Source organism: Flavobacterium sp. WC2421, assembly GCF_040822115.1.
Lineage (GTDB): Bacteria > Bacteroidota > Bacteroidia > Flavobacteriales > Flavobacteriaceae > Flavobacterium.
In genome coordinates, this window is sequence record NZ_CP162004.1 from 2,324,086 (window position 1) to 2,339,773 (window position 15,688).

Here is a 15,688-nt window from a genome sequence, read left to right on the forward strand (position 1 = left end):
AGTTATAGAAAAAGTTTTACTACTGTAAAATACTTTTTTTTGAACCATTTAGAGATTAAGAAAATTAAGGATATACACTTAATGAGCCTTAATCTCTAAATGGTTTTTTAGTTTTATTATTTAGAGGTTGGTTGTAAATAAATTTAACCATTAAGGTATTTAGCAGATTAAGGATAGCGACTTAATAAACGGTAATTTCTAAAGGGTTTGTAATATTTCACAAAAATGGACTAATTGAATTCGACTTGTACTTTATATTTATTAGAACTTACAATAGATTCTATAGATCCAAATGAGGCAATACTTTGATGTTCTTCTCTTTCTTTTCTCATAGAAATTTGCTTTAACGCATTTTGAAACCGACTTACTTCTTTTAAAGTAGTCAGTATAAGTCCTGGAACAGCGGCATTTTTACCAGCAATGTCTTTAGAAACCATCGTGAAATAAGAGGAATTACAATGATTGACAGTTCCTGTTTGAATATTTTCCGACTCTACTCGGATGCCCACAATCATAGAACTGTTTCCCACATAGTTCACACTGGCTTTCATAGTAACTAATTCGCCTACTTCAATAGGTTTCAAGAAATTCACCGTATCCACAGAGGCCGTTACACAATAATTTCCGCAAAATTTAGACCCACATGCAAAGGCAATCTGGTCCATAAGTGACAAAATATAACCACCATGAATTTTTCCGCTAAAGTTGGTGTGGGAAGGCAGCATTAACTCGGATATAGTGATGTGCGACGAGCTTACCGTTTTGAAAGTAGTATTCATATTGTAATGATTTATAATAAAAAGAGATTTTGAACGGCCAAAAATAGATAATTTTTTTGAAGTAAAAGCAGGCAATTAAATTTCAAGTTTTTTAACCATTAAGAGATTAAGAATCTTTAGTATTGAGTCTTAATGAGTCTTACTTTCTTAATGGTTTTTATTGCAAAATTTAATCAAGAATGTTATTTAAATTGAATTAAATCGCATCCAGTTTTTCAAGATTTAACGTGATAAAATTGGATTTTGGTGCTTCACATAAAGAACAACAATAATTCACAGGTAAATCCTTAAATAAAGTTCCTTTTTCAATGCCTTGTTCTATATCTCCGTATTCGGCATTATAAACCGTTAAGCATTCTTTACATTGATGTACATCGAGTTCTTTTTTTTCTTTTTTGACTGCTGTTGCCGTATCAATTTCAGACACAGAGTTGCCTAACTCTTCAAAATATTTCCTACTTAATTCTATCAAAATCGTAGGCAATTCCAGTTTGTCTACATCTTGTGCATGAACAATATACGTGCGACTATTAGGATCAAAATTTTTGGCGTAAAGCACATTATACGTATCTCTGATTTTTATGGAAGCTAGATCTTTAGGCATCTCATTTTTTTCTACGACAATAGAAGTGAAGTAATGACCCTCTCGGTTGTAATCGGAGATTCCAAAAGTAAGTCCATACGTACTAATATCAAATTGATCTAAAGTACGAACTAAGAACGTTTTTAGATTCAACGCCCAATCCATCGCTACTGGTAAATGCCAGTTGAGTTCTAATAACGAATGACGGACATTGATTCCTTTCTTTCCTAAGAATTTTTCCCAGTCTAATTTGCGGTCTTTTGGGATTCCTTTTACCACAAATGATTTCCAAGGTGTAATACATATTTTTCCTATTTTACAGTCAAAACACAAATCACACATTTCTTTTAAGAACTCTAAATCGTATAAGTTGTTTCTCCAATACAAACCCAACCAATATTGATCTATACCCAATCGATTCATTCCTTCATAGTAAGGAAACGGATAAAAGGGTATGTTTAAAGGTTTGTCAATGGTTCTATTATTGGTATCCAAAGCTTCACTCACCAAACTAAAAATCATGTCAATTCCGCAAGATTCTTCGCTTACAATGCGTTCTATTTCATAATAAAATTTTGAAATATCCCAGCTGTAAATTAATACTGGATACACTTCCATGCGCTCCCAATTGGGCAAGCGAATGTATAGAAACCAGTAATCTTCATGCTCTGAAGCTATAAAGTTAATATGTCCTGTAAACAAAGGAACCAACTGCTGCTTAGGGTCGGTAATGTTCACTTTTAATACAGGATGTTCTTTGAATTGTTCTAATATATAAAGGAATTTGTTTCCTGTAAGCCAATTTGTATTTCTAAAAATATCGGTAGAGACATAAGAAGAAACAATGTTATTCCCGCTTTTTTGATCTGGAAAAATAACTTGATGTCCTTCTTTTGTATCCGTATATAAATTATTAAATCCTTTTGGAAAAATAATATCTTGTCTGGATCCAAAAGAAAAATCTTTGAGCCCTTGTTCCAAGCCCATATTTACAATGTTTCGTAATTCACCAGGTGAAATAACGCCTCCTTTTACTATTAATCTCGTTAGTTCCATAATTTTATAGTTTCAAGTTTACCGTTTCAAGTTTATGTCTATATAATTGAAACAAAAAACTATTTTATTTTTGATAATATTTCCTTTACTTCTGTTTTACAACTTCCGCAGCCTAAACCAGCTCCGGTACTTCTACATAATTCTGTAAAATTAGTAGTTCCACTTTTTATGGCTTCTTCAATATTGCCACTTCCTACTTGACTGCAAGAACAAACGAGTTTTCCTAAAACAGGCTTTGCATTGGAGCTTCCTCGCAATAAGGAGTTTCTCTTGTCGGATAATTCGATTTTGCTTTCAATCATGCTTTTGAACTCGGCAAATTCATTTTTATCGCCCATCAAAATAGCGCCTACTAATAAATCATTTTTAACGATGCATTTTTTATAGTAGCGTTGTTTCAAGTCGGCAAAAACAATTTCTTCATAGGAATCATCATTTTCGGGGATTTCGATTTCACCAATACTACAAAGATTGATGTCTTCTAGTTTTAAGATATTCATTAAAACAGAACCTTTATAAAAACTGCTAATATCTCCAGCTAAATAATTGGCTAAAATATCAGCTTGTTCTTCTGCCGCTGAGGTAATTCCGAACAAACGATTGTTGAATTCGGCTATTTCACCAATGGCATAGATATCAGGATTAGACGATTGCAAGTACTGATTTACTTTTACACCGCGTCCGCAATTAATCCCAGATTCTTTGGCTATTTCAATATTTGGGATAGTTCCAATAGTATATACGATAGCATTTGCGGTAAGAATTCGTCCACTTTTTAAAGCGATTTCAATTTCATTTTCATTATCAGTTTCAAATACGGTACTCACTTCATTATCAAAATAGATTTGTATGTCTCTAATTTGCACTTCTTCGGCTAATAATTTACTGGAAATACGATCCAGTTGGCGTTCCATTAAACGGGATGCTCTTTGGATAATAGTAATCTTGACTTTTTTATGTTTCAGTGCAGCGGCTAATTCTAAACCTAATAAACCACCTCCTACAATCACTACGTGTTGCTCTTCGGGAGCTAATTTAGTATTGTCTAGATAGTTTTTCAGTCGGTCTGCATCTTCTTTTTTTCTTATGGTAAAGCGGCCAGGTAAATGCAATTGTGCGTTTTCTGGAATAAAAGGGCGACTTCCTGTGGCTAGTATTAAATTGTCAAAAGTATGTGTGATGCCTTGGCTATCCACCACTGTTTTATCAGAAGTATTAATAGCATTTATCCCAATGCCAGACTTCATCGTGATATTCAATTTGCCTAAAGCGTCATCTTTTATTTTTAATAATTTATCCCAAGACAACTCAGCAGTGACATATTCAGGTAATAAAACACGGTTGTAAAACGGGTTAATTTCATTAGAGAATATTATTATTTCATCAGTAGTGTTGATTTCTCTATAATTCTGTATGAATCGAAAGGCAGCTGCTCCAGCGCCAATAATAGCAATTTTTTGGAACGGTTTAATGTATTTAGCTACGGATACCGTGGTATATTTAAAATCAGGCTCTTTAGAAATGGGATCAACAAGAGTATTCGTTAAATTATTGGTACGATTCAAATCGTTTTCTAATTGTTTTCCCCAATGCATCGGTAAAAACACCACGGTTTCTTTAATGCTGTCCGTCACTTTTGCTTTTACGCGTACAGCACCATTTTTACTGGTAACCATAACGATATCTCCATTTTTAATGGACGCTTTAAAAGCATCAATAGGATTTATTTCTAGAAAAGGACTCGGAATATGCGTCATTAAGCGCGACACTTTTCCTGTCTTGGTCATTGTATGCCATTGATCTCTTACACGTCCTGTTGTAAGTATAAAGGGGAACTGGTCATTGGGTTGCTCTGACGTATTTTCAATAGCTGTTGGGAGATTGAAAATTGCTTTTTGCGAAGGCGTAAAGAATTTTTTATCAGTAAATAGGCGAGGGGTTCCAGGATGTCCATAATCAGGAACGGGCCATTGAAAAGTACCTTCGTTTTTTAATCGGTTGTAATTTAAATAAGAAATATCAATATTAGTGTTTTTTGTCATTTGACAATATTCCTTGTATACTTCTTCGGTATTATTGAAATTGAAGCCATTGAAATTCATTTTTTTAGCAAAACGAAGTAGGATGTCAATATCTGATAAAGCTTCACCAGGTGCATTAATTCCTTTTGGTAAGTAAGAAATTCGTCGCTCCGAGTTGGTCATAGTCCCTTCTTTTTCTAGCCAAGCTGCTGCTGGTAAAAGTAAGTCGGCATGTTTAGCCGTATCTGCATTGTGTGATATTTCTTGAACGACTACAAATTTGGCTTTCGCCAAAGCTTTCTCTACTCTTCGAGAATCAGGTAAACTCACCAAAGGATTGGTGCAAATTACCCAGATGGCTTTCATTTTTCCAGATTCAAGCGCTTCAAACATTTCGGTTGCCGTAAATCCTGGTTTTTCGGATATGGAGTCTACTCCCCAAAAATCAGCTACTTCTTGTCGGTGCACAGGATTTGCTAAATCTTTATGAACTGCTAATAAATTAGCCATTCCACCTACTTCACGACCTCCCATAGCATTGGGCTGGCCCGTTAATGAAAAGGGACCAGACCCAGGTTTTCCTACATGACCGGTTAACAGTGAAATATTCAATAAGGCAGTGTTTTTATCGACTCCAATCGCGCTTTGATTCAATCCCATGGCCCAAAGCGAAAGAAATCCTTCTGCTTTACCTATTAAATCAGCTGCTAGTTTAATATCACTAACAGAAATTCCACAAAGTTTAGATGCTTTTTCTAATGAGGTAGATAAAACAAGCGCTCTGTATGCTAGGTAATTTTCGGTATTGTTTTTTATAAAATCAGCATCCGTATAGCCTCTTTCTATAATGCATTTAGCTAAGGCATGGTATAAAATAATATCAGATCCTGGAATAATTTGAAGATGTAGATCGGCAGTTGCTGCAGTATCTGTTCTTCTTGGGTCTATAACAATTATTTTTACCTTAGGATTTTTCTCTTTATGCTGTTCAAGTCTTCTAAAAAGAATAGGGTGACACCAAGCTGGATTAGCACCTGTGATTAAAAAAGTATCCGCCAGTTCAATATCGTCATAGGCAATAGGAACGGAGTCTTCTCCAAATGTTTTTTTGTATCCCACAACTGCTGAGCTCATGCACAAGCGGGAGTTAGTATCTATATTATTGGTTTTTAGAAATCCTTTTACCAGTTTATTTACTAAGTAATATTCTTCAGTAAGGCATTGCCCAGAGATGTAAAAACCAACACTATCTGGACCGTGTTTTTTTATTATGGAAGAAAAAACCGCTGCCGCACGATCCATCGCCGCATCCCAACTCACTCTTTCCATGGGATGGGATTTACTCCATCGCATTTCTGGGTACAGGATTCTATCCGAAGTATCATTGGCTACATAATGCAAGTTCATCCCCTTAGAACAAAGCATTCCTCTATTTACAGGATGATTTTCATCTCCACGAACGGTTACGCCATTTTTAGAATCATTGGTTACAATAATCCCACAGCCTACACCACAATACGAACAAGTTGTTTTAATTTCTGGATTTTGCATTTGTAATCTTCTGTATTAAATAGTAAAACTGTCGAAGAAATAGAATATTCGATTCTGAGATCTTTATAACAAAAGTAAGTATTAATACGTAATAATACGTAATTTTAAATTTGTTTTTTCTAAGTTTTATCAATTTAGAGAATCAGATGCTTCTGAAACTTGAATTTATTGCAAAAAGCGGGGTTTAATTATAACATTAATAAATTTTGTTTTGAAACAAAAAAAGATTGAAGCATTTTAGACTTCAATCTTTTAAGGTTTAATTTTATGAATTCTATTTTTTTTAGCCGCAGATTAAAATCATTTCACAGATTTTCTATTTGTGAAAATTTTGTCTGAGTTACTTATTGGAACTAGTTGTTTTAATGTTCTAAGAAATTAATTAGATGTTCACGGTTGTCATAATAGGTGGGATGTTCTAATATGGCTTTTCTATTTCGAGGTCTTTCATAGGTAATGTCTAGAATATCTCCTATTTGTGCTTTAGGTCCTGAGGTCATCATAATCACTCTGTCTGCCAAGAAAATGGACTCATCGACATCATGGGTAATCATTATTCCAGTTGTTTTTTCTTTGTTTAATACCTCTAACAATACATCTTGAAGTTCCCCTCTAGTTAAAGAATCAAGCATTCCGAAAGGTTCATCTAAAAGTAAAATTTGCGGTTTTAAAGCCAATGCTCTTGCAATTCCAACTCTTTGCTTCATTCCTTGCGATAGGTCTTTTGCTTTTTTGTCAAAGGAGCCATCGAGACCTACTTTACTTAGGTAATATTTACAAATGTCTAAGCGTTGTTTTTTGGTTGCATTTGCAAAAACTTTTTCTACACCTAGTAAAACATTTTCTAGGGCACTCATCCAGGGCAATAAACTAGGAGATTGAAAGATTACTCCTCTATCTGGTCCAGGACCTGTAATTGGGGAGCCATTTAATATAATTTGGCCTCCTGATATTGGATTTAAACCTGCAATCATAGAAAGCAATGTTGTTTTTCCGCAACCAGAGTGCCCAATTATAGAAACAAATTCACCTTCTTTAATTTTTAAATTTAGATTCTCCAATACTATAAAATCACCATTTGGAGTAGGATAAATTTTGGTTAAATTAGATAACTCCAACATGTATTTTTCAAATCCCAATGGATCACGATTTATTATATCTTTTTCTAATATGGACTCTTTCATGGTATCTATCTCTTTAAATTTTAATTATATAATGAATTCTAGTTGAATTTCATTGGTACTAAATCAGGCAATTCGTAGTGCGTAATTTCTAGTCCTGCCGTTCTTTCCTGTCCAATTTCCATCAGATATTCAATAATACCATTTCTTAATTTTTTAAAACTGTCTAAATGGTTCAAGGCAATTTTATTGCGAGGTCGCTCAATTTCAATTTCAAATTGGGGTCCTAGAGTGGCTTTTGGACCTGGACGTAAAGGTATCACGCGATCAGCCATGAAAACGCCTTCATCCACATCATTGGTTATTAGCAAAGCGGTACGTTTGTCCTCACTCCAGATAGAAAGTATTTCTTCTTGCAGGTTCCCTCTTGTCAACGCATCCAATGCTCCCAAAGGTTCATCCATTAAAATTAATTCTGGTTTCATAGCTAATGTTCGGGCTACCGCTACACGTTGACGCATACCGCCTGAAAGTTCTTTTGGTTTTTTGTGTGAAGCATGAGAAAGATGTACTTTTTCAATAAAATTATTGACATGATCCTCTATTTCTTTTTTAGTCCAGTCTTTAAAAACGGATTTTACCGCCATTTCAATATTATAATACACAGTAAGCCAAGGCAGTAAAGAATAATTTTGAAAGATAATTCCACGTTCGTGACTGGTTCCTTGGATTGGTTTGCCTTTGAATAATATTTCACCTGAATCCGGTTCTATTAATCCTGCGATTAGATTGACTAAAGTGGTTTTTCCACTTCCTGTAAATCCTACAATAGCCACAAATTCTCCTTCTTCTATTTTTAAGTTGATGTTTGATAATACTTCGGTTTTGTTTTTTCCTTCACCATACGATTTACAAACATTTTTTAGTTCTAAATATGCCATGATTATTTTGTTTAAAAGAGTTTAAAGTTTTAAAAGTCGATTATAGAAAGTCAATTTGGTTTATTTTAAATGTCATTATTCTCAAAAGTAGGACTTTATGACTTTCGACTTTATGACCTTAAAACTTCCTCAATCCGTAAACGTTAGTAATTTTTGAAAAATCATCATTACACGATCCAGCATGAATCCTATTATTCCTATTACAAACATGGCTACAATAATTTTAGAATTAGAATCACTAGAACCATTTTGGAATTCTTCCCAAACAAAAGATCCTAAACCTGGACTTTGGGCTAACAATTCGATTGCAATTAATACCATCCAAGCCACAGAAAGAGTAATTCTCAATCCAGTAAAAATCATTGGGAAAGAGGAGGGAAGGATTATTTTAAAAACCTTGCTAAAGGTTCCTAATTGCAACACTTTAGCTACGTTAATATAATCTTTATCTACAGATGAAACTCCAACGCTGGTATTAACAAGAGTGGCCCACATAGAACACAGTCCTACACTTATAAAGGAAATCACAAATGATTTTTCGATATCAACATTGGTCAAAAGTGTTTTTATAATCATGGATACTAATAATAGCCAAACAACAGGAGATACTGGTTTGAATATTTGAACAATCCAGTTGAAAGAAGTTCTTAGTGTTGTACTTAGTCCTAATACAATACCTGTAGGAACGGCAATAATTATAGAGAGTAAGAAACCGGCAAAAACGGTTTTTAAACTCGTCATTATTTGATCTACAAATGAAGGACGGCCAGTGTACACAATTTCAATTTGGCCTTTGGCTTTACGATCGGCATTTATAGCTTCGTATTTGTCTATAAATTCTTGTTTTTTGGCGGTCATTATTTTATGATCATCCCATAATTTTCCTAAGGCAGTATAAACCATAGCAGGAGAAGGCAAGGAATTAGGTCTGCAGCTTATGTCTCCAGATGCGATACAAGCTTCTAGTTTTTTGGCGGCTTCTGGTCCTTGGTCTTTAAGTGCTTTTTCAATTTTTATTTCGGACTCAACATTATTTAAATAATTAGAAAAGGATTGCCATAAAAGGATAAATAATACTACTGATAAAATAGGGAAGAGGATTCTTTTGAATGCATCTTTTCCATTTTTTTTCAAATCTTCTCCAGTTAGTAATCTAATGAGAGGTTCTAAGTAACCCAGTCCAATAAATTGTACAGTTTTTATTATTTTAGTCTTCATGTTTCTTTTTTTATATATTTAAAATTGGTTGTAAGGATTATCATTAGTTTTGATTTTGAACTAATTATCTTCTAAGTAAGAAACCATTCTAAGGTAATGTTGTATTTTTTAGTTTTTAAATAAGTAGTTGAGGATGAAACTACAACACCCCCAACTACATCATTTTATGAATTAGTTTTTATTACCAATTTTTAAGCTTTTAATGTATTCCAATGGCATTTTACCATCGTATTTTACACCGTCAATAAAGTCAGTTGTTGCTGGTTTGTAACCATCAGTTGTTGGAATATCTTCGGCAACTAAATTTCCTTCTTTCAATAAAAGTTGTGCTGCTTTGGTCCAAATTTCAGGCTTGTAAACCTCTTTGATTTTTGATGCATACCATTCAGCTGGTTTTGATTCTGTAATTTGTCCCCAACGTCTCATTTGAGTCATGAACCAAATTCCATCAGAATAGTAAGGATACGTTGCATTGTCTTTAAAGAATACATTGAAATCAGCTGCATCGCGTTTGTCTCCTTTTTCGTACTCAAATGTTCCAGTCATTGAGTTTTTTAATACATTCTCATCGGCACCTACATAAGCAGGGCTAGATAAAATTTTAACTGCTTCCAATCTATTTTTTGGATCGTCTAACCATTTTCCTGCTCTAATCAAAGCTTTAGTGATCGCAATAGCAGTATTTGGGTTTTTGTCGATAAAAGCTTGAGTCATAACAAATACTTTTTCTGGGTGGTTTTTCCAAATGTCACGGCTTGTGATAACTGGTACTCCAATTCCTTTGCTTACCGCTTGTTGATTCCAAGGTTCCCCAACACAATATCCATTGATTGTTCCTGCTTCTAGTGTAGCTGGCATTTGCGGAGGAGGAGTAACTGATAATAATACATCAGCATTGATCATTCCTTGTGCATTGTCTTTTGTGTATTGTCCAGGGTTAATTCCTCCTGCAGCTAACCAGTAACGCAGTTGGTAGTTATGTGTTGATACCGGGAATACCATACCCATTTTAAATGGTTTATTAGCATTTTTGTATTCTTTAATAACTGGTAATAAGGCACTAGCACTAATAGGGTGAATGGGTTTTCCATCTTTCATAGGCAATCCTGGTTTCATTTTTGACCAAACATCGTTAGAAACAGTGATAGCATTACCATTTAAATCCATAGAGAAAGTAGTCACTAATTTCGCTTGTCTTCCAAAACCTACTGCAGCAGCTATAGGTTGTCCTGCTAGCATATGAGATCCGTCAATTTGTTCGTCAATTACACGGTCTAAAACATTTTTCCAGTTGGATTGTGCTTCTAAGGTTACAAATAAACCTTCGTCTTCAAAGAAGCCTTTTTCTTTGGCTATAGCCAAAGGAGCCATATCAGTTAGTTTTATAAATCCTAAAGTTACCTGTGGTTTCTCCAGCGTTAATTTTTCGGTTTTTGAAGTAGAGGCAACTTCAGTCGTAGCCTCTTTCTTTTCTTCTTTTTTACAGCTCAAAACGCTCAAAGAGGCAATGGCTAGTACTGATAATCTAAAAACTAATTTTTTCATGTTATACTTTTTTAAAATAGTTGATTATTATTTTTTTGTTGAAAATATTTGTGGGTTGATGTTGATCATTACCCAAGCCCAATTGTTTGTTTTGCTCGCGTCTCCAGTTTTTAAAGTCTCTAATGTTGAAGAACCGAACATTTGTGAATATCCTGCAACAGCCATGATGTCTTTGTGAATTTTATATCCTGCAGTTAGGTCTACTTCAGTACCTAGGTAAGAGTCTTTTTCAACTCCTGCAGCGATTACTTTATTTGGAGCATAAAAAACGTGCGGTGTCAAGGAGAACTTTACTTTTTTGATTCCAAAATCCAGTTTTAAATAAGCATCTTGTAATCCAACACTGTTTTTGTGATTTCCTACGTAGAAATAATCCATAAATCCGTTGAAAGCATGGTTGGTACCAAATAGGGGAGTAAATGATTTTATTTTGGTATCAGTATCGTTTTGATCTTTTCCAGAAAGGAATTCATATCCTACTGTAGCTTTGAATTTTTCGCTTACAGTATACCCTAAATTTGCTCCTGCATCAAAAGCACTTAAATCAGTACCACTACTTTTACCAGATTGTCCGTAAAGGCTTAAGTCAGCGTCCCATTTCTTACCTTTATACGTCAAGTAAGTACCGTATGTTTGAATGTAATCCGTTTTTAAATCGGTAGGTGTTTTCAGGTATTGGTACCCCGCATTTAATAATAAGAAGCTCGCATTTATTTTTTTAATAGCAGTGTGGTACCAAGCATATTGCATTTCCTTGTAGTTCGTGCCATAGGCTGTTGTAGGTGCGATTAGGTTTTCGGCGGAGGCATTATGAGCAAAACCCAAATCCAATTGATTTTTGGCACTTTTATAAGTTAGTAATGCTGCATCATGACTTTGACCTTGTTGAATCCAATCGATTCCACCCATGATACGTTGATTGTCATAATTTAATACTTGACGACCTAGGCGTGCGCTCCATTTATCATCAAAGTTATATTCAGCATACGCTTCAAAAACGGCTACTCCATTTTTATCTGCAGTAGTTGTAGTAGCTGCATCTCCCCAAGTGCGGATATTTTGTAAAGACAGTTTTAATTTTAATTTATCTTGTTTAAAGTTTAGGTTTAAACGAGAACGTTGTGATATAAATGATGTTGGACTATCTCCTGCTTTCAATAAGCTTTTAAATCCATTTCTATATTCATAACGTGGTCTAAGTTGTATGTTGGCATCGAAGTCTTGTGCATACGAAGCGGTACTGATAACCCCTATAAATGACAAGCATATTGTTTTAAGTAATTTCATAGTTAATAGTTTTAGTTAATGTTTGGTTTTCGTTTTACTTATTTACTTAGCAAATATACGTACGTAGTTTTACTTATTTATTGAAGTTTTTACAATGAATTTTAGCTTTTTTAACCATGATTTAACGGCTATTCTGCTTATTAAAACAGGTGAAAACACAGATTTTCAACATAATGTACTATTATACAACATGTTATAAAAGTAAGTAGTGTGTTATATTGGATTTAAAACACGTATTAGAATACGTAAATCTGATTTTTCTGCATAAAAAAAGCCCAAAACTATTGGGCCTTTATATTGTTCTACTTAGAATAAAAATCTATCGGTGTTCTGCGATTTCCTGCTTCATTTTTTCGACTTGCAACAAGCTTATTTTCTTGCCTACAATTTTTATCAGTCCTTCTTTTTTTAGACTGGAGAAGATACGGGTAACTTGTTCGTCCGTTGTTCCAGCAAAATCGGCAATTTCTTTCCGAGATAAATTGATATCTATTAAATGATTAGTTTGACCAAACTTTTTAAGTAAATATAAAAGAGTGTCAATAACACGTTCTCTTACATTCATTTGGGCAATTTTCTTTACATTATTTTCACTTTTATTGAGTTCTTCGGCGTAAAACAGCATCATATCATAAGTGAATTCAGGTATAGTTTTAAGGATGTCTTGCATTACTTTGTTGCTGAAATTACATAAGACAGTATCTTCAATTGCAGATGCACCTATCAAATACCTATTACTGGTTCCAAATCCTCGAAAGCCAACTGTATCTCCCTCTTGTGTTAATCGAACAATATGTTCCTTGCCGTAGATTCCTGTTTTTAACACTTTTACTTTTCCCTTATTAATAAAATACAAACCTTGCATTGGTGCACCTTCAAACATGAATTGCTGTCCTTTTTTGCAAGCAAAATTTGTTTTTTGCATTACAAAATCTTGCATTTTTTCTAGATCCAAATGTTTCTTTATAAAACAATTAGTATTGATACAAATAGAGCAATCGGCATTTATTTTTTTCATTTTGTATCTTTTTAAAGGTTAGTTTCAGATTCTATTTTGATTAATCAAAAAGAGCATTTAAGTTGTATGGAATAGGAAAAGTTTTTGATGTATAATTTTTTAAAATTAATTTAGCCTTCTTTTAACTTTTTCGATCCATCTCTTTGGACATAATAGGATGTTTTTCATTCATCATACTCGTTATTGTAACATGCATCCAGATGAGACAAATTGCAGAAAACAATAGTACAAAAATCCATGAACTGGACCAGAAACCTGTAAAGTTTAATAAATAACTAAAGATAATTGGTCCAAAGAATCCACCTAAACCTCCTAGTAATCCTACCATTCCACCCACAACTCCTATTTCGGTAGGGAAATATTCTGGAATGTGTTTGTAAACTGCTGCTTTACCAATTCCCCAGGAAATACCAATCATAATAACTAAAATGAGGTAGACCCACATGTTAGCATCAAATGTTATTCTTGTTACTCCTTTTGCTAATAATTCCTTTTTACTTACACTTTGATTTTGAGTAACTATTACTTTTTGCCAAGAAGATTTTGTTGGAAAAATATTTCCAGTTGTCGTGCTTTCTGGTTTAGAGTCAATAGGAAAATCTTTATTATCTATTCTTACATTTGTTGGGCTTACTTGGGTAACAATTCCAGTTTTTCCTGCCATTACTCCGGGACCTGCTGTTTTTATTTCCATTTTAGGAATCATTAATAATGCACTTAATATTACAGAAGAACTCAATACCCAGTACATTACTTTTCTAGCGCCAAATTTATCTGATAAATAACCACCAAAGGCTCGTATTACGCCAGACGGCAAACTAAACATAGTGGCAAACATACCACCCATTACTAAACTCGTTTGGTATACATTCATAAAATTAGGTAACAACCATTGTGAATACGCTACGAAACACCCAAAAACTAAGAAATAGTACGCCCCAAAACGCCAAACTCTTGGGCTTTTTAAGGTAGATAACATTTGCGGAATTGTTTTGGTAGACTTTTCCATTTTTTTGTTTTTGGCAAAAACTAAAAATAGTATTCCAATAATTAGCAATGCTGCACCGTATATAATGGGTAATATTTTCCATCCATTTTGAGGATCTTCTACTGAAAAATGATTCAACAACGAAGGTGCCATAAAAGTAGTGATAGCAGCCCCTGCATTTCCCATTCCAAATATTCCTAAAGCTCGTCCTTGCCATTCTTTTGGATAGAAAATAGAAGTGTACCCAATACCAACGGCAAAACTAGTACCTACCATACCGAATAGAAAACTAAGTACGGCAAACATGAAAAAACTATTGGCTAATGGAAGTAAAAATAAAGGGATGGAACATAGTAAAAGCAAGATAGAAAACACTGATTTTCCGCCATATTTGTCGGTAAGGATACCTATAGGTAATCGCATGATAGAACCGGTTAGTATAGGGATTCCTAATAGCCATCCAATTTGTACTACGCTCCAGTTAAAAATGCCTTTGTCGACTAAATAGGTAACTAATACACCATTTAGTGTCCAGCAAGCAAAACAAACAGTAAAGGCCAGCGTGTTTAAAAATAACATGCTGTGAGATTGGGCTAATGAAGTTGATTTTTCCATTGTACTTATATTTTTTATACAAATATAAGTACAATAACGTATTATAAATATTAAAATTAAGTATAAATACGTATTTATCTAAAGATTTTGGACATCTATTTTTAAAACTCTTTTTATTACTAATTTGCTAAAAAAGAGAAACCTTTTTTCATTTTTTGAATGATTTTAAACTTTAAGTACCATGATATAAAAGCATAATTCATTTCATTTGAAGTACATAATTAGGCTTCAGATGGAATTTAAATTCAATTAATATTTTGGTTTTTTCTTTTTAGTGAAGAAGATTATATTAAAGCATACTCATTTGCTTTATTGGACAGCTCCATAAGATTTTTTACTTTAAGTTTTTTCATCAGGTTAAAGCGGTGCACTTCAGCGGTGCGTTTACTAATTTCTAATGCCTCTGCAATTTCTTTATTGCCTTTTCCTGATAATAAAAGTTTTAAGATTTCTTTTTCCCTTTTGGTGATAACCAAATCATCAGCTAATGGTTGCTTAGAATCTAATGTATTTACATTATTTTTGAGTTGATCAATAAGAATAGAGGAGATGTCACCACTGAAATATTTTCCGCCATTAGAAACGGTATGTAATGCTTTTAAAAATTCTTCTTTACTAGATCCTTTCAATAAATACCCATCGGCACCAGCCTTAATAGACTTAAGTACATATTCTTCTGATTCGTGCATCGATAGCACAATTATTTTGACGGGATTATTTTGATTTCGCAATTTTTCAACAACTTCGATACCTGTAAAATGAGGCATACGTATATCCACAATCAATAAGTCCGGTTTGCTTGACTCTACTGTGTCCAATGCTTCTTGACCATCTGTAGCTTCCCCTACAACAATAATATTGTCTTCGGTTTCTAATAATGATTTTATTCCATCTCTTACAAAAACATGGTCATCAGCCAGTACAACTCGGATTGTATTATTCATATCTTACTTAATTTTGAATCA

General features: G+C 33.8%; 11 protein-coding genes. All 11 read right to left on the minus strand.

Annotation, left to right across the window (positions count from 1 at the left end; genetic code table 11):
• Positions 1 to 230: 230 nt before the first annotated feature.
• Positions 231 to 779: an acyl-CoA thioesterase gene (locus AB3G33_RS10090; protein WP_367768890.1), complete on the minus strand. Its 549-nt coding sequence runs from the start codon at positions 777 to 779 to the stop codon at positions 231 to 233.
• 196 nt (positions 780 to 975) lie between these two features.
• Positions 976 to 2,418 (minus strand): rubredoxin, encoded by a 1,443-nt coding sequence (locus tag AB3G33_RS10095; RefSeq protein ID WP_367768893.1) that lies wholly within the window; start codon positions 2,416 to 2,418, stop codon positions 976 to 978.
• Positions 2,419 to 2,477: 59 nt separating this feature from the next.
• Entirely contained in the window at positions 2,478 to 5,990 is a 3,513-nt protein-coding gene (locus tag AB3G33_RS10100; protein WP_367768896.1) for a molybdopterin-dependent oxidoreductase, read from the minus strand.
• A 362-nt stretch (positions 5,991 to 6,352) separates the two neighbouring features.
• Positions 6,353 to 7,174, minus strand: a complete 822-nt coding sequence (locus tag AB3G33_RS10105; protein ID WP_367768899.1) for an ABC transporter ATP-binding protein — start codon at positions 7,172 to 7,174, stop codon at positions 6,353 to 6,355.
• A gap of 38 nt (positions 7,175 to 7,212) precedes the next feature.
• Entirely contained in the window at positions 7,213 to 8,052 is an 840-nt protein-coding gene (locus AB3G33_RS10110; RefSeq protein ID WP_367768902.1) for an ABC transporter ATP-binding protein, read from the minus strand.
• Positions 8,053 to 8,181: 129 nt separating this feature from the next.
• Positions 8,182 to 9,270, minus strand: coding sequence for an ABC transporter permease (locus AB3G33_RS10115; RefSeq protein ID WP_367768905.1), 1,089 nt, complete (start codon positions 9,268 to 9,270; stop codon positions 8,182 to 8,184).
• A gap of 171 nt (positions 9,271 to 9,441) precedes the next feature.
• A complete protein-coding gene (locus AB3G33_RS10120) occupies positions 9,442 to 10,815 on the minus strand; it encodes a CmpA/NrtA family ABC transporter substrate-binding protein (protein WP_367752318.1) in 1,374 nt (457 codons plus the stop codon).
• Positions 10,816 to 10,842: 27 nt separating this feature from the next.
• A complete protein-coding gene (locus tag AB3G33_RS10125; protein WP_367768908.1) occupies positions 10,843 to 12,102 on the minus strand; it encodes an alginate export family protein in 1,260 nt (419 codons plus the stop codon).
• A gap of 319 nt (positions 12,103 to 12,421) precedes the next feature.
• Positions 12,422 to 13,120: a Crp/Fnr family transcriptional regulator gene (locus tag AB3G33_RS10130; protein ID WP_367752321.1), complete on the minus strand. Its 699-nt coding sequence runs from the start codon at positions 13,118 to 13,120 to the stop codon at positions 12,422 to 12,424.
• Positions 13,121 to 13,241: 121 nt separating this feature from the next.
• Positions 13,242 to 14,723, minus strand: a complete 1,482-nt coding sequence (locus AB3G33_RS10135; protein WP_367768911.1) for a nitrate/nitrite transporter — start codon at positions 14,721 to 14,723, stop codon at positions 13,242 to 13,244.
• Between the two features lie 284 nt (positions 14,724 to 15,007).
• Positions 15,008 to 15,667 carry a response regulator gene (locus tag AB3G33_RS10140; protein ID WP_367752325.1) on the minus strand — a complete coding sequence of 220 codons (660 nt, stop codon included), beginning with the start codon at positions 15,665 to 15,667 and terminating at the stop codon, positions 15,008 to 15,010.
• Between the last annotated feature and the right edge of the window lie 21 nt (positions 15,668 to 15,688).

Coding starts and splice junctions, on each gene's coding strand:
- AB3G33_RS10140 (WP_367752325.1), bottom strand. CDS start 15,667: ATGAATAATACAATCCGAGTTGTACTGGCTGATGACCATGTTTTTGTA.
- AB3G33_RS10105 (WP_367768899.1), bottom strand. CDS start 7,174: ATGAAAGAGTCCATATTAGAAAAAGATATAATAAATCGTGATCCATTG.
- AB3G33_RS10100 (WP_367768896.1), bottom strand. CDS start 5,990: ATGCAAAATCCAGAAATTAAAACAACTTGTTCGTATTGTGGTGTAGGC.
- AB3G33_RS10120 (WP_367752318.1), bottom strand. CDS start 10,815: ATGAAAAAATTAGTTTTTAGATTATCAGTACTAGCCATTGCCTCTTTG.
- AB3G33_RS10125 (WP_367768908.1), bottom strand. CDS start 12,102: ATGAAATTACTTAAAACAATATGCTTGTCATTTATAGGGGTTATCAGT.
- AB3G33_RS10095 (WP_367768893.1), bottom strand. CDS start 2,418: ATGGAACTAACGAGATTAATAGTAAAAGGAGGCGTTATTTCACCTGGT.
- AB3G33_RS10130 (WP_367752321.1), bottom strand. CDS start 13,120: ATGAAAAAAATAAATGCCGATTGCTCTATTTGTATCAATACTAATTGT.
- AB3G33_RS10135 (WP_367768911.1), bottom strand. CDS start 14,723: ATGGAAAAATCAACTTCATTAGCCCAATCTCACAGCATGTTATTTTTA.
- AB3G33_RS10110 (WP_367768902.1), bottom strand. CDS start 8,052: ATGGCATATTTAGAACTAAAAAATGTTTGTAAATCGTATGGTGAAGGA.
- AB3G33_RS10090 (WP_367768890.1), bottom strand. CDS start 779: ATGAATACTACTTTCAAAACGGTAAGCTCGTCGCACATCACTATATCC.
- AB3G33_RS10115 (WP_367768905.1), bottom strand. CDS start 9,270: ATGAAGACTAAAATAATAAAAACTGTACAATTTATTGGACTGGGTTAC.